At 67.1% G+C, this 15,588-nt stretch carries 11 protein-coding genes; 5 read left to right on the forward strand and 6 right to left on the reverse strand.

Annotation, left to right across the window (positions count from 1 at the left end):
* Nucleotides 1-20: 20 nt before the first annotated feature.
* The 5 genes from API01S_RS03775 to API01S_RS03795 all read right to left on the reverse strand — a co-directional run bounded on the left by API01S_RS03775 (nt 21) and on the right by API01S_RS03795 (nt 7,687).
* A complete protein-coding gene (locus API01S_RS03775) occupies nt 21-1,934 on the reverse strand; it encodes a B12-binding domain-containing radical SAM protein (protein WP_061303206.1) in 1,914 nt (637 codons plus the stop codon).
* 181 nt (nt 1,935-2,115) lie between these two features.
* Nucleotides 2,116-2,880: a DUF2894 domain-containing protein gene (locus API01S_RS03780; RefSeq protein ID WP_084802352.1), complete on the reverse strand. Its 765-nt coding sequence runs from the start codon at nt 2,878-2,880 to the stop codon at nt 2,116-2,118.
* Nucleotides 2,870-3,520, reverse strand: a complete 651-nt coding sequence (locus API01S_RS03785; RefSeq protein WP_006219892.1) for an OmpA family protein — start codon at nt 3,518-3,520, stop codon at nt 2,870-2,872. Before API01S_RS03785 ends, API01S_RS03780 begins: the two co-directional genes overlap by 11 nt.
* Complete coding sequence (locus tag API01S_RS03790; protein WP_061303857.1) at nt 3,517-6,747, reverse strand: DUF802 domain-containing protein; 3,231 nt, start codon at nt 6,745-6,747, stop codon at nt 3,517-3,519. Before API01S_RS03790 ends, API01S_RS03785 begins: the two co-directional genes overlap by 4 nt.
* A 10-nt stretch (nt 6,748-6,757) precedes the next feature.
* Nucleotides 6,758-7,687: a DUF3348 domain-containing protein gene (locus tag API01S_RS03795; RefSeq protein ID WP_061303208.1), complete on the reverse strand. Its 930-nt coding sequence runs from the start codon at nt 7,685-7,687 to the stop codon at nt 6,758-6,760.
* A 310-nt stretch (nt 7,688-7,997) separates the two neighbouring features.
* Here API01S_RS03795 and API01S_RS03800 point away from each other — a divergent pair, with 310 nt between their 5' ends.
* From API01S_RS03800 to API01S_RS03820, 5 genes are all read left to right on the forward strand, one after another.
* A complete protein-coding gene (locus API01S_RS03800; protein ID WP_061303210.1) occupies nt 7,998-9,227 on the forward strand; it encodes a hypothetical protein in 1,230 nt (409 codons plus the stop codon).
* A gap of 41 nt (nt 9,228-9,268) precedes the next feature.
* Nucleotides 9,269-9,901 (forward strand): Vgb family protein, encoded by a 633-nt coding sequence (locus tag API01S_RS03805; protein WP_050730387.1) that lies wholly within the window; start codon nt 9,269-9,271, stop codon nt 9,899-9,901.
* A 284-nt stretch (nt 9,902-10,185) separates the two neighbouring features.
* Nucleotides 10,186-11,310 (forward strand): TRAP transporter substrate-binding protein, encoded by a 1,125-nt coding sequence (locus tag API01S_RS03810; RefSeq protein ID WP_006219886.1) that lies wholly within the window; start codon nt 10,186-10,188, stop codon nt 11,308-11,310.
* 18 nt (nt 11,311-11,328) lie between these two features.
* On the forward strand, nt 11,329-11,955 hold the full coding sequence (locus API01S_RS03815) for a TRAP transporter small permease subunit (RefSeq protein WP_006219885.1): 627 nt from the start codon (nt 11,329-11,331) through the stop codon (nt 11,953-11,955).
* Nucleotides 11,952-14,057 (forward strand): TRAP transporter large permease subunit, encoded by a 2,106-nt coding sequence (locus API01S_RS03820; RefSeq protein WP_061303212.1) that lies wholly within the window; start codon nt 11,952-11,954, stop codon nt 14,055-14,057. Before API01S_RS03815 ends, API01S_RS03820 begins: the two co-directional genes overlap by 4 nt.
* Nucleotides 14,058-14,252: 195 nt before the next feature.
* On the opposite strand, the gene API01S_RS03825 is transcribed toward API01S_RS03820, so the two are convergent.
* A complete protein-coding gene (locus API01S_RS03825; RefSeq protein ID WP_084802353.1) occupies nt 14,253-15,581 on the reverse strand; it encodes a hypothetical protein in 1,329 nt (442 codons plus the stop codon).
* Nucleotides 15,582-15,588 lie beyond the last annotated feature (7 nt).

The raw sequence follows: 15,588 nt of genomic DNA on the forward strand, positions 1-15,588 counted from the left end.
GGCCTTCGTGCAAATCGCCCCTAGCCCTGCTGGCTGAGGGCGCGCGCGATGCGGTTCTTCGACACGGTGGTCTTGGGCACCTTGAACGGGAACCAGGTGCGCACGTCTTCGTCCAGGCCGATGCCGTGCATGTAGTTGTAGATGGCTTTTTTCAGCGCGCGGCCCAGCGCGTCGTGATCGACGCCGGTGGGGTCGTGAAAACCGATGTCGTTCTTGGCGAAGGTGACGGGCGGCAGCGGTTGCAGCGTGACGCCATATTCCTCGGGGTTCTTGCCGACCGGCGAATGCACCGTACAGGCAAAGCGGTGAAAGAAGCCGCTCTGGATGCAATCGTTGGCGAACAGCTGGCGCACGTATTCCAGCGCGTCCACGGTGTCCTGCACCGTCTGCGTGGGAAAGCCGTACATCAGGTAGGCGTGCACCAGGATGCCGGCATCAGAAAAAGCGCGCGTGACGCGGGCCACCTGATCCACCGACACGCCTTTTTTCATCAGGTTCAGCAGCCGGTCCGACGCGACTTCCAGGCCGCCCGACACGGCGATGCAGCCGCTGTCGGCCAGCAGTTCGCACAGTTCCGGGCTGAAGGTCTTCTCGAAGCGGATGTTGCCCCACCACGAGATGCCCGCGTTGCGCTCGATGAGTTCGGTGGCCAGCGCCTTGAGCGACTTGGGCGGCGCGGCCTCGTCGACGAAATGGAAACCGGTCTGCCCGGTTTCGCGCACGATGGCTTCAATGCGGTCGGCCAGCACCGTGGCCGACGCGCCTTCATAGCGGCCGATGTAGTCCAGGCTGACGTCGCAGAAACTGCATTTCTTCCAGTAGCAGCCGTGCGCCACGGTCAGCTTGTTCCAGCGCCCGTCGCTCCAGAGGCGGTGCATGGGGTTCAGCATGTCCAGCAGCGACAGGTAGCGGTCCAGCGGCAGGCCGTCCCAGGTGGGTGTGCCGACTTCGGCGAACGCCACGTCCGGTTCCACCAGGTTCACGTACTGCACCGCGCCGCTGTCCTTGTCGCGCAGGAACGTACGCACCAGGCGCTGGCGCGAACGCTTGCCTTGTACGTGTTCCAGCAGCGCCAGCAGCGGGCGTTCGCCGGCGTCCAGGCTGACGAAATCGAAGTAGTCGAACACGCGCGGGTCTTTCAGCTCGCGCAGCTCGGTATTGACGAAGCCGCCGCCCAGCACGGTGATGATGTTGGGGTCTTGCGCCTTGATGGTCTGCGCAATGCGGAACGCCGCGTACACCGCGCCGGGAAACGGCACCGACAGCAGCACCATCGTGGGGGTGTGGCGCGCCAGCGCGTCGATGGTCAGTTCGCGCAGCGTGTCGTCGACCAGCGTGGGCTCGCCGGCCAGGGCATTCGCCAGCGGGTCGAACGTGGGTTGGCTGCCGGCCAGCGATTCAGCGTAGCGCACGAATTCAAAGCGCGAATCCACGGCGTCGCGCAGTACGTCGGCCAGATCGTTCAGATACAGCGTGGCCAGATGCTTGGCGCGGTCTTGCAGCCCCAATGCGCCGAACGCCCAGCCCAGCGGATCGCCGCCGTCTTCGTCCATATACACATCCAGCGTGCTGAAACGCGGCCCTTCCGGCAGGAAGTGGCGGCCCACGATGCGATGCGCCAGCGTGGAATCGCGGCCTTGCAGGAACGCGATGGTCGGCCCGATGGTGGCCAGATAGCGCGCCTGCATCGCCACGAACGCCTGGATCGGCGGCGTGTGTTTTTCAAGCGGCAGCGCATCGATGCGCTGGGCCACGGCGCGCAGTCCGTCCGCCGACAGCAGGCGCAGCACCAGCGCAAGCGCCAGGTCTTCCTGGTGGGCGGTCACGCCGCGCGAGCGCAGGAAGCCGGTCAGATAGGCGGTGGACGGGTAGGGCGTATTGAGCTGGGTCATCGGTGGAATGACCGACAGCACGCGGATGGGCAAGGTGGACATGAGGCACGACGGCAAGGCCGTCAAAGCGGAAATGGCGCCGGCGCGGTGGCCAGCGGGGTCAGCAAGAGGGAGTCAGACGATGCGTAACAGGGCAATGGCGTGGTGCACGGGAACGATCGAGGTGCTCAATTATAGGCAGGCCGGGCGGTTGACCCGTCGCCTCGCCCGGCCGTGCGGTGCGCTACGCCTGCCGGGCCTTGGCGCGCGACGTCTTGCGGGCGGCGCCGGCGCGGGCGGTTTCCTTGGGCGCGGGAGCGGTGGCCGCGTGGATCTGCTCCATCCACATCAGCGCGTCGGTGTACGACAGGAACTGTTGCAGATAGCCCGGCGACAGCTCGCGCATCAGCGAGAGCGCGCGGTGCACCAGTTGGTTGGAATTGAGCGGGCCGGCGTTCTTGTGCACCTGCTGCTGCGACTGGCGCACCTGACGGTCGGCGCTGACGCGCGACCAGACGCCACGGAAATATTCCAGCATCTGCACTTCGGGGTAGGCCGCGCGCAGGCCGAGCGCGTCGCGGGTCCAGGCGGCGTCGCCGTCCGATGCATCCGGATGCGCCAGGTAGTCCAGCAGTTCGGCCAGCGCGCCGGGGGAATCCTGGGCCGGGGCTTTGGTTGCTGTGTCTTCTGGCGTCGGTGGTGCGGCCGCGTCTAGCAATTGCGCGTAGGCGCGCACGTGGGTATTCAGTTTGTCGTCCAGTTGCTGGCGGGCAGGGCCTTGCAGGGCGGCGCTGCGGCGCGCTAGCGATACGAGAAAACAGAAGCGCACCGGGTCGACGCGGTCGGCCCCGCTGTCGCGCCAGGCGTCCAGCGTGGCTTGCACGTGCGGGGCGATTGGCGTGTTGGGCACGTTGGACGCATTCTGCTCGCCCGACACGCCCGACACGTCCTGCGCGTTCGACACGTCCGCCGCCTCCGCCGCGTCCCGCCCGATATCGTCACTGTTCACGCGGCTTGCCCGGATCGTTGGACGGCTTGGGGATGGGCGTGATTTCAACGCGCCGGTTCTTCGCGCGGCCCTCTTCGTCGGCGTTGGACGCCACCGGCTGCTCGGACCCGAAGGCCGCGGCGAACACGGTGGCGGACGGCACGCCTTCGTCGATCAGGGCGCGCGTCACGGTCAGCGCGCGCTGCGCCGACAAGTCCCAGTTGTCCGCAAAGCGGCGGTTGCCTTCGCGCACCTGCTGGTCGTCGGTGTAGCCGCTGACCATCAGGATCTCGTCGTGCGTCTTCAAATACGCGGCCAGCGGTTCGATCAGCGTCTTCAGGATCTCGCGGCCCTCGGGCTGCAACTGATCGGAGTTCAACGCGAACAGCACGCTGCCGCTGATGCCGATGCGGCCGTTGATCAGGGTCACGCGGCCAGCGGCCAGCGGCCCGGCCAGCGCCTGTTCCAGCGTCTCGCGCCGCTGGGTTTCTTCCTGGCGCTGCTTGACCTCTTCTTCCAGCCGCGTCGACAACTGCAACTGCACGCCGATCACGCTGACCAGGATCAGCACGAACGCGCCCAGCAGCACCGACATCAGGTCGCCGAAGACGGCCCAGGCGGGAGCGGACGGTTCGACGCCGCCGTCGATGTCCTCGCTCATGCGATCTGCTCGGCAGGGGCGGCGCGCTGCGCGGCCAGTTGCTGCAGGTTCTCGATGATCTGCTTTTGCGACATCAGGCTCAGGTCAACCACTTCGCGTGCTTGCGCCACGTAGTAGGACAGCTGCTCGTCGCCACGCGCGATGGACTTGTCCAGCGCCGCTTCGATGCGTTGCAGATGCGCGACCAGCTTGTCGTTGGACTCGCCAAACAGCTGCACGGCGGTGCCGAAGGATTCGCCCAGGCTGGCCACTTCGACCGCGCTGGTGGTCAGGTGCGCGGCCACGTCGGTCAGCTTGCCGGTTTCCGCTTCGACGCGGTCGGTGAATTGCGCGCCCACGCGTTCCAGCAGCTCGGCCGACGAGGCGACCAGCGCGTCCACGGCCGTGCGCTGTTCGGCGGCGGTGTGGTTGACGGCGTTGAGCAGGGTGTCCAGCGTGCCCAGCAGGCGGTTGCGCTCTTCCTGCATGTCGTTGTCGCGCACCATGCTGTCGGACAGCTTCTGGCGCAATTCGCCGATGACTTCGGCGGCGGCCTTGGGCGCTTCCGACGCGGCCTGCACCAAGCGGCCGATTTCCGCGATGGTCTCGCTGGCATGCGCCTGCGTTTGCGCGGTGATGTCGTTGGCGGTCTGCGCCAGCGTGTCGGCCACGGCGGCAAGCTTGCCGGTCCAGGCGGCCAGGCGCTCGTCATCCTGCGCGGCCAGCGACGCTTGCAGCTTGGCGTGCGACTGATCCAGCGTTTGCAGCAGCGACTCGGAATGCTGCGCGAAGGCGGCGGCGGCTGTCTCCAGCGCCTGCTGGTTGCCGTCGGCCAGTTGCTGGCTGACCTGTTCCTGGCGCGCCTGCGCGTCGGTCCAGGCCTGCGTGACGTGGTTGGCCGCCGTCTCCATGCGCGTGGAGGCGGTCTGGAGCAAGCCGGCTTGCGCCTCGGCCTGCGCGGTGATCGTGTGCGTGGAGCGTTCCAGCGCTTGCGTCAATTCCTGCTGGCGGGAGGCGGCTTGCGCGCCCGCCAATTCCCATTCCTGGCCGAGCGCGTCGGCCAGGGCGGCCAGCTTGGCGGTCCAGGCGCTCAGGCGCGCTTCGTCCTTGGAGGCCAGCGCGTCCTGCAAGTCCGCGTGCGACTGGTCCAGCGTGCGCAAGAGCTGCGCCGCCTGCTGCTCGAACGCGGCGGCGGCCGTGGTCAGGGCCTGCTGGTTGTCGGCGGCCAGTTTCTCGTTGACCTGTTGCTGGCGAGCCTGCGCATCGGTCCACGCCTGCGTCACGCTGCCGGCGGCGGTTTCCAGGCGGGTCGATACGCTTTCCAAGAGGCGCGCCTGCGCTTCGGTCTGGCCGGTGACTTCCAGCGCGGTCAAGGTCAGCGCGTCGCTGATTTCCTGTTGGCGGGCCACGGTGTGCGCGCCTGCGGCCTTCCATTCTTCGCCCAGCGTGGCGGCCATGGCGGTCAGCGTGCCGGTCCAGGCGGCCAGGCGTTCGGAATCCTTGGCGGCCAGGGCGGCTTGCAGATCGGCGTGCGACTGGTCCAGCGTGCGCAGCAGCGCGGTGGAATGCTGTTCGAACGCGGCGGCGGCGGTGGTCAGGGCCTGCTGATTGTTGGCGGCCAGCTTTTCGGCCACTTCGCCCTGGCGGTCCAGCGCCGTGTTCCAGCGGTCCGACACCTGGTTCGCGGCGGCTTCCATGCGGGCCGACACGGCTTGCAGCACGTCGGCCTGCGCGACCGCCTGGGCGTTGATGTCGCGCACGGTCTGGGCCAGCGTGTCGCTGATGGCTTGCTGGCGCGTGGCGGCTTCGCTGCCTGCCTGTTGCCACTCTTCGCGTAGCGTGGCGCCCATCGCGCCCAGCGTTTCGGTCCAGGCGGCCAGACGTTGCTGGTCGCGCGAGGCCAGGTCCGATTGCAGCAGCGCGTGCGACTCGTTCAGGGTGCGCAGCAGCGAGGCGGAATGCTGTTCGAAGCTGGCGGCGGCGGCGGTCAGCGCTTGCAGGTTGTCGCCCGCCAGTTTTTCGCTGGCGCGCTCCTGGCGCGACAAGGCCGAGCTCCAGGCTTCGGACATATTGCCCGACGACGCTTCCAGCCGCGTCGATACGCCGTCCAGCAGGGCGGCCGAGCGCTGTTCAAAGGTTTCGGCAAAGCGGTCGAGCGAGGCGCGCAGGTCTTGCGCCAGCGTTTCGCTTGCGCGTTGCTGGCCGGCCAGCGCCTGGTTCCAGATGTCGGCCACATTGGCGGTGGACGCCTGGAAGCCCGACGTCAGGCTGCTCAGTTGCTGCTGCACGGCCTGGGCCACGGTGTCCTGCAAAGAGGCGGTTTCGCGTGACAGGCTCTCCATCGTGGCCTGCACCACGGGCTGCAAGGCCACGCCGGCCGAGCGCGCGCTTTCGGCCACGCCTTCCTTCATGGACTGTTCCATCACCGAGGCCAGGCGGGCGTAGGCCGCTTCGGCCTTGCCCTGGAACGCGTCCTGGCTGGCCATCTGGCGTTCGTTGATGGAACGCGTCTGCTGTTCCATGTTCTGCATCATGGCTTGCAGGCGGTCGACCAGCGTGGGCATGGCTTCCGCCTGGCGCTGCATGACTTCTGCCTGGCGTTGCAGCAGCTTGAACGATTCTTCGCGCTGATAGCTTTGCGAATACACGCGCAGGGTCGTGGCGATCTTGGAATCCAGCAACTGCGCGGCGTGCACGCGTTCGCGGCGGCACAATGCGGCCAGCAGACCCAGCATGGCCGAGGTGGCCACGCCCGCGATCGACGTGCCGAACGCAAAACCCAGGCCCTTGACCGGCGCGGCGAGCGAGGCGCGGATGGCGCCCAGGTCAGTCGCGCTTTCCAGCGCCATGCCGGTGCCGCGCAGCGTCACCACCATGCCCAGGAAAGTGCCCAGCATCCCCAGCAACACCAAGAGGCCCACCAGATAGGGCGCCAGGGCAGGGCCGGGTAGACCGACGCGTTCGCCTTCCACCCGCAGCCGCACGGCGTTGCGCAGGTTGGCGGGCAACTGATCCAGCCACGAACCCAGGCTGGCGGGCGGTTCCGTCAGCGCTGCGGTGCTTTGCGCCAGGCGGCTGGTGGCCTGCTGATAACGCAGCAGCTCCCAGGCGCCCGCCAGATAGCAGACGCCGATCAGCAGCGTCACGGCCAGCGCCAGCGGGTTCGACCCCGCGTAGCCCGCGCCAATCCAGCCCACAACGGCCAGGCCGGCCACAAATACAACGAAATTGATCAGAGTCTTGGACATGGTGTCCTGGTTAGCTGGCGCGAAGGGCGGCAAGCAGCCCTTCGACCGGTTGTAGTCGAACATCCAATTCGGCGAGCAGGACGCTGCGCATATCTTTGCGGAACACGTCCAGCCAGGCGCCGGGGGTAACGGCAGGCGGGGTTGTTGCGGACGCCGTGTTAGCGGGCGCCGGGCTAACGGACGCCGCGTTAGCGGACGCCGAGCTTATGGGCGCTGTGCTTGTGGGCGTCGGCGTCGGGTTTACGGGCGCTTCGCTTACAGGCGCCGTGCCTGCATTCGCGTCGCCATCGGTCGCCGCGCCATCGCCCTGCGCCGCCACTTCCGCCGGCGCCTCAGCAGCCGCCAACGCGGCGGCCTCAGCAAGCCTCAAACGGTCGAAATGCACCTGGAGCAGCTTGGGGATCGCGCCGAGCAGCGCTCGTTCCTTGGGCAGCAACGCGCGGTCCATGATGGCGTCCACCACGGCCAGTCGCGTCATCTCGCCATTTTTGGCCGCGACCATGCCGCGCAGTCGGCTGCGCAAATTGCCTACGCTGGTCTCCATCGTGTGCTGCAACGACAGGTAGCGCTGACGAAAATTCGCGTAATCGGCCTCGGCCTGCTCGACGGCCGCAGGCTTCTTGGCCGGCGGCTGTCCGGGCACGAGGCGCTTGGCGCTCGTCGCCGCCGTATCGCTGGCGATGGCGTCGGCCAGCGTCGTGCGCACTCGCACGCATTCACGCTCTTCTGCGCTGCTGAACATGCGCGCGCCGGGGGCGATCACGGGCGGGCTCGTGTTCAGGGCCGCGGACAGTGCGATCGCATCCGTCCAACCGAGCCACTGGCTCAAATGGTCGGATAGCGATTGCCTGGATTCCGGAACGTCTACATCCGTCAGGCGAGTCAGCAAGCGAATGAGCGTCGGGCCGCTTAAACCTGTGCGCTGTGGGGCTTGCAACATACCACCAGAGTCAAAAAGGGGGGAGTTTACACGCTGGCGGTCGGGTTAAGGGCTGGGGCAAGGGCGACGGACTGGTAAATAGGGTCACATCAAATCCTGGCGCCTGCGGTGGTAGATTGGTGCGCGGCCGACGGGAAGGGGCCCCGGGCCGACAGACACGGTTGCCGGGACGACAGGCGGATGCCGCTCACGGACGCCGAAAAGAAGCGCCGCATGGTCAACGCGTCGGCTTGTGCACAGCCAATGGCCACCCATCACGACCGCTTTTCCAACGACCGCTACAAGGGGCTTTCAGGTGCGCGATTTATCCATGGATGTGCTGATCGCCGGCGCGGCGCGTGCCTTGGCCAGCGGCGACCCGCTGGCGGCGCTGAACCAGGTGGGGCTACGTGACGACGCGCCCGCGCTGGCTTTGCGTGGCATCGCCATGGCGCAGCTGGGGGATTTTGCCCGGGCGAACGCGCTGCTGCGCGAGGCGGCGCGCGCGTTCGGCGCGGCGCATCCCGTCGCGCGCGCCCGCTGCGTGGTGGCCGAGGCGGAAGTGGCGTTGGCGTCGCGCGATCTGGCCTGGCCCGAAAAATCGCTGGCCGCCGCGCGCGCCACCCTGGCCGCGCAAGGCGACCCCATCAACGCGGCCCATGCCGCCTATTTGCAGGCGCGGCGCTTGTTGCTGTTGGGCCGCCTGGACGAAGCCAGCCTGGCCTTGGCCGACGTGGACGCCCTGGACCTGCCCGCCGCGTCGCGTGCCGTGCATGAACTGATCGCGGGCGGCATTGCGCTGCGGCGCGCGCGGGCGCAAGAGGCGGCCGAGACGCTGGCCCGTGCGGAACACGCCGCGCGTCAGTCCGGCATACCCGCCTTGATGGCGGAGGTCGATCATGCGATGCAAGCGCTGCATGCGGTGGCCGCCCGGCAGGTCACGCCGGATGGCGCGCGCGATCTGACGCTGGCCGAGGTCGAGGCGCTGCTGACGTCCCCCGCGCTGATCGTCGATGCCTGCCGCAACGTCGTGCGCCAGGGCGCGCAAACGGTATCGCTCGCCAGCCGTCCGCTGCTGTTCAGCCTGGCGCGGCTGCTGGCCGAGGCCTGGCCCAAGGATGTCACGCGCGAATTCCTTATCGCCCGGGCTTTTCGCACGGGCTTCCAGGACGATTCGCACCGGGTGCGGCTGCGCGTGGAAATCGGACGGCTGCGCGCCGCGTTGCAGCCGCTGGCGGCGGTCACAGCCACCTCCGACGGCTTTGCGCTGCGGCCCCATGCCGACGTTGCCATGGTCGTCTTGGCGCGCCCGCTTGACGTGGCCGACCGCGATCACGCGGCGGTGCTGGCCTGTCTGGTCGATGGTCAGGCGTGGTCCAGTTCGGCCCTGGCGCTGGCGCTGGGGGCCAGCCAACGCACGGTGCAGCGCGCGCTGGACGCCTTGGCGGCATCGGGCAAGGCACACGCTTTGGGGCATGGCCGCGCGCGCCGCTGGATGACGCCCGCCGTGCCGGCATTCACGACAAGCTTGTTACTCCCCACGCTCATGCCCGGCCAGTAGCATGGGTTTTCCTACCTATCAGGGACACAAAGGAAATAGCCATGAAACCAACTCAAGCCCAGATCCTGCGCGAATACGGCCCGTTCCCGGGCGCCGACGCCGTGCATGGCGTGAGCTATGACGGACGCCATGTATGGGTGGCGCTGGGCGAGAAGCTCATCGCGCTGGACCCCGAAAGCGGCGAAACGCGGCGCACGCTGGATGTGGTCGCCAACGCCGGCACGGCGTTCGACGGCAAGCATCTCTATCAGATTGCGGAAGGAAAAATACAGAAGCTGGACCCGGTCAGCGGCAAGATCCTGGCGACCATCCCCGCGCCTGGCGGCGGCGACGACTCCGGCATGGCCTGGGCCGACGGGTCGCTATGGGTCGGCCAATACCAGCAACGCAAGATCCATCAGGTCGACCCGGAGACGGGCAAGGTGCTGCGCACGATCGATTCGAACCGCTTCGTGACCGGCGTGACCTGGGTGCAAGGCCAGCTCTGGCACGGCACCTGGGAGGACGATGCGCGCGAACTGCGGCGTCTGGAACCCGCCACCGGCGAGGTGCTGGAACGGCTGGAGATGCCGGATGGCGTGGGCGTCTCGGGCCTGGAATCCGACGGCGCCGACCGCTTTTTCTGCGGCGGCGGCAATTCAGGCAAGGTCCGCGCCGTGCGCCGACCGGGCTGATTTTGCGAGGAAGACGGCGGCATGCACCCGGGGCATGCCGCCGTCTTGCATTTTGGGCGGCGGCGCTATCGCCTTGCGCGTGCCGCCCTACACCTTTCGGCTAGGGTAATTCCTGACAACGGGTTGATTGTCAGCTGTTAGTCAGGAAGGTTTAATCAGCACAAAGTTGCAACGCAGTCGTAGCCCCGACACCGGGAAGCTCGCAGCAGGCGTTTCCCCGCGTCCCTTGCAGGTGCAGTCACTACAAGCTGGTCCCATGTAGTCCACCAAGGAGACAAGAAGCCATGCAACAAACCACCAAGCCTCGCCGCAAGTTCATTTCCGGCGCTGCCGTCGCCGGGGCCGCCGCGCTGGGTTTTCCCGCCGTCGCACGGGCGCAGAACGCGCCCATCTCGTTCAGGTTCCAAAGCACCTGGCCTGCCAACGACATCTTTCACGAGTTCGCGCGCGACTACGCGCAAAAGGTCAACGACATGGCTGGCGGCCAGTTGAAGATCGAAGTGTTGCCCGCGGGCGCGGTGGTCAAGGCGTTCGACCTGCTTGATGCCGTCTCGGCCGGCACGCTGGACGGCGGCCACGGCGTGGTGGCCTATTGGTATGGCAAGAACACCGCCGTGGCGCTATGGGGCTCGGGACCGTCGTTCGGCATGGACGCCAACATGCTGCTGGCCTGGCACGAATATGGCGGCGGCAAGGAACTGCTGACCGAAATCCAGAAGGCGATGGGCGTGAACGTGGTGTCGCTGATGTATGGCCCGATGCCGACGCAGCCCTTTGGCTGGTTCAAGCGCCCGGTGACGAAGATCGAAGACGTCAAAGGCGTGAAGTTCCGCACGGTGGGCCTGGCGATCGACATGTACACGGCGATGGGCGCGGCGGTGAACGCCTTGCCGGGCGGTGAGATCGTGCCGGCGCTGGATCGCGGTCTGCTCGATGGCGCCGAATTCAACAATGCCTCGTCCGATCTGGCCCTGGGCTTTCAGGACGTGTCCAAGATCTGCATGCTGCAAAGCTTTCACCAAAGCGCCGAGCAGTTTGAAATCCTGTTCAACAAGGCCAAGTACGATGCGCTGCCGCCGCACCTGAAACACGTGCTCAGTTATGCCGCGCAAGCCAGCAGCGCGGATATGTCGTGGAAGGCGGCCAACCGTTATTCGCAGGACTACATCAAGCTGCAGAAGGAACACAACGTCAAGTTCTACAAGACGCCCGACGCCATCTTGCAGCAGCAGCTGAAAATCTGGGACGAGATGATCGCCAAGCGCTCGGCCGAGAATCCGCTGTTCAAGAAGGTGCTGGAATCGCAGCGGGCGTTTGCCGAGCGGGTGGGGCGTTGGCACGGGGACACCTCGGTCAATTACCGGATGGCCTACAACCATTATTTCTCGCGCGGCAACAAGTCGGCCTGACCCCGCGCAGGCCCGCCGATGCTTCGTCTCATCCGCCTGATTGACCGCGTCTCCACCTTTGTCGGCAAGACCTTCGCCTGGCTGATCGTCGTGCTGACCCTGCACGTGTGCTGGGAGGTGGCGGCGCGGTATCTGCTGAACCAGCCCAGCGCGTGGGCGTTCGACATGCAGATGATGTATTACGGCATCCTGTTCATGATGGCGGGCGCCTACACGCTGGCCAAGAACGGCCACGTGCGCGGCGACATCCTGTACGGCTTTCTGCCGCCACGCGTGCAGGGCGGGCTGGACCTGATCCTGTACCTGGTGTTCTTTTTTCCCGGCGCCATCGCGCTGGTGTGGGCGGGCTGGTATTACGCCAGCTACTCCATCGCCATCGGCGAGCATTCGTCGCTGATGGCCAACGGGCCGCCCATCTATCCCTTCAAGGCGTTCATCCCGGTGGCGGGCGCGGTGTTGCTGCTGCAAGGCGTGGCCGAGGTGCTGCGCTGCATACTGTGCCTGCGTCGCGGCGCGTGGCCAGCGCGCGAAGAAGACGTCGAGGAAGTGGACGTCGACAAGCTCAAGCAGATGGTGCATGTGAAGGACGAAGACATCGCCCGATTGGACCGCTACGTCACCACCCCCGGAGAGGCGCAGCGATGAAAATCCATAAGGCCTTGTGGTTCGGCTTGTCCTGTATCGCCATCGTGCTGCTGATGATCGCTTTCCTGACCCCGTGGGGCGAGCTGACCACGGGGCACATCGGGCTGCTGATGCTGGCGCTGATCGTAGTGGCGATCATGCTGGGCTTTCCGACGGCGTTCACGCTGATGGGCATGGGCGTGCTGTTCACCTTCCTGGCGTATTACATGCAAAGCGCGGACGCCGGCCGTTCGGTGGGCCAGACGCTGGACCTGATGGTGCAGCGGACGTACGCCACCATGACCAACGATTCGCTGATTTCGATTCCGCTGTTCGTGTTCATGGGTTATCTGGTCGAACGCGCCAACCTCATCGAAAAGCTGTTCAGGTCCATGCACCTGGCGCTGGCGCGATTGCCCGGCGCGCTGGCGGTGGCCACGCTGGCGACCTGCGCGATCTTCGCCACCGCCACCGGCATCGTCGGCGCGGTGGTGACGCTGATGGGCTTGCTGGCCATGCCCGCCATGCTCAAGGCGGGCTACAGCGTGCGCCTGACGGCCGGGTCGATCACGGCGGGCGGCTGCCTGGGCATCCTGCTGCCGCCCTCGGTAATGCTGATCGTGTACGGCGCGACGACCGGCGTGTCGGTGGTGCAGCTGTACGCGGGCGCGCTGTTTCCCGGCATCATGCTGGCCGTGCTGTACATGATCTATGTGATCGTCGTGGCCAAGTTGCGGCCCGACATGGCGCCGCCGCTGCCCGTCAGCGAACGCGGCGTGCCGCTGCCGCCCGAATCCAGGACCTTGGCCGCCGCCGGCTACACGCGCGCGCTGTCCGGCATGGTGGCCGCCATGTTCAAGGGCCGGCGCAACCATGATGTGCCGATGGGCTTCATGCTGCGCAACCTGGTCACGGTGCTGGCGCCGCTGGTGTTGACGCTGTTGCTGGTGGCGGTGGTGCATCACGGCGTGACGCGGCCGGCGGTGGAATACGACATTCCCGCCGAATTGCAGTTGGGCTCGGGGGGATTCGATTCCGGACTGAGCGAGCCGGGCGCGGATGGGCTGGCCGAGCCCCCCGGCAACGAGCTGGCCGAACCGCCCATGTCCGACGCGTCGGCGGGCGGGCTGGCCGAGCCGCCCATGACCGATGCATCAGCGGGCGGGCTAGCCGAGCCGCCCGGCACGCCGCGAGCCGAGATAGCGTCGGGCGAGCAGGCGGGGGCGATGACTGGTGCGGGAACTGGGGGGCAAGTCGCGGGTGCGTCTGCTGTGGGGGCCGGGCAGCAAGCCGCCGCTACACCTGGTTCGGCGTCCAACGGGCAAGCCGCCGCGACGTCCGCGTCGGCGTCCGACGCCACGCCGGATCGGCCAGCGCCAGCCGGGTTCTGGATTTTCGCCGCGATCTGCGCCGCGATGCTGGTCGTGTTCTACGCCGCGCTGACGTGGGCCCGGCTGGAAATCTTCAAGATGCTGATGGGCTCGTTCTTCCCTTTGGCCGTGATGATCGCGGCGGTGCTGGGCTCGATCGCCTTCGGTCTTGCCACGCCCAGCGAAGCCGCCGCCATGGGCGCGATGGGCGGCGCGTTGCTGGCCTTGGCGTACCGTCGGCTGAACCTGCCCGTGTTGCGCGAATCGGTCTTCCTGACGGCCAAGACCACCGCGATGGTGTGCTGGCTGTTCGTCGGCTCGTCCATCTTCTCGGCCGCGTTCGCGCTGCTGGGCGGCCAGCGCATCATCGAAGAATGGGTCCTGTCGCTGGGCCTGACGCCGATCCAGTTCCTGCTGCTGGCGCAGGCCATCATTTTTCTGTTGGGCTGGCCGCTGGAGTGGACCGAGATCATCGTGATCTTCATGCCCATCTTCGTGCCGCTGCTGAACGCGTTCGGCATCGACCCGCTGTTCTTCGGCCTGCTGGTCGCGTTGAACCTGCAAACCGCGTTCCTGTCGCCACCCGTGGCCATGTCGGCCTTCTATCTGAAAGGGGTGTCGCCGCCCCACGTGACACTGAACCAGATCTTCCTGGGCATGATGCCGTTCATGGGGATTCAGGTGGTGGCGATTTTCCTGTTGTATATGTTCCCGGGCATCGGGCTATGGCTGCCGACGGTGCTGTATCGGTAACGCGGCAGGTGGTGCGCGCAGCGATGCGTGCGGCGCGTTCGGCGGGCAGGGGCAGGCTGCGTCGACGCGTAAGCCTTGTCGGACAGGCGGAGGCACACAACGGCGATACGTCGCCTTGCTGCCCAGCGGCAGGTCGAAGTGCGGTGCGCCGGTTTCGCCCGGCCGGCCCGTCCAACACGTTGCGCCGACGCCGCGCTATTGAGGAATCAGGTACGCCTTGCCGTTAGGCGTCAGATACGGCGTCAGGTCCTTGAAGGGCACGGTGGCGTGCGTGCCCAGGCATACGCCCATGGCGTGGCCTATGCCGGACACCGACAGGCTGAGGGCGCCCGGCGCCTGCGTGCCCAAGGCCAGGTAGCTCGGCCAGACATCGCCGCAGTATTCAAGCGCCGTGTCATCCGGGTCGCGCTGCGCCACGTCCGTACCTTGGGCAGTGTTCGCCTGCGAGGGGGCGAGTGGCGCGCGCGCCTGATCGATCAGGGCGAGCAGGGCGGGTGCGGGCTTGGGCCAGCCATCTTCTCCGGCGACATACGCCGGAAAGATGCGGTTCCAGTCCAGGTAGTCGCCGCGCAGCAAGTCGAAGGTGTAGGGCTCGAAATGATTGTCGGGATGCGCGCCGCCACAGTACAGGCTGCCGGATTCCGTCACTGTCATCAGGGCCGGGGACAGCCAGGCGACGGCGATGGCTTCGTCGTCATAACCGCCCAGCGAGCCAGCGGCCGGATTGCCATCGGTGTAGATCGTGGCCTTGCATGCCAACGCCGCGAGGTTCTTGCGCCAATGGCGCTGCTCAAGCAAGCGGTTGACGCGCGCCAGCACCTGCGGGTCCGGGTGGCGGCTCAGGCGCGGATAGCCAAAGCCGGTGCGCGGATCGCGCCACATCCGATAGGCCACGCTGCCCGAACCGCTGTCCGCGCCGACGGGCGCAGCGTAGCCGGCCAGCTTCAGGTAGTCGTAGGGGGCGGTCTTGTCCGAGATGAGCGCGGCGTCGTCGATGCCGCTGCCCACGCCGCCGCTGATGGCGTCCGTGACGGCCTGTACGCTGCCGGGCGCGAGCGCGTCGGGGTCGTAGTCGGCGATCCGTCGAAGCGCGAAGGGGCGCGCCTTGCCGCTGTCGGCGTTGACCCATCGTCCGTGATAGCCCGAGGCATCCAGCGTGCCTTGCCAGATGGCGGCGGCCGGCGCGGTGGCGGACGCCGGGTCCTGACCGCTATCGACGCTTTGCTGGTAGGTCTTTGGTTCGCGCAGCGCGTCAAGCGTGCCGTTCAGCGGAATGTCCACGCCATGCTTCGGATAAAAATACCGGCCGGTCAGCACGCCATTGACCGGTTGGCTATCCAGTTCCATCACCACGTCGCCCGCGCCTTGCAACGTGCCGGCATAGACCGTGCGCGGGGCCGCGTCGGCCGGGCTGGCCAGTGCAGCCAGTAGCAGAGCGGCCAGCAACGGTGCGCCCAGCAAAGGCGCGGCCAGCACCGGCGCGGCCGGCCCAGGCAAGCGAGAACGGAGCGGGTGGTCTGTCATGGGCGGT

Source organism: Achromobacter piechaudii NBRC 102461, from assembly GCF_001571245.1.
Classification (GTDB): Bacteria; Pseudomonadota; Gammaproteobacteria; order Burkholderiales; family Burkholderiaceae_B; genus Achromobacter; species Achromobacter piechaudii.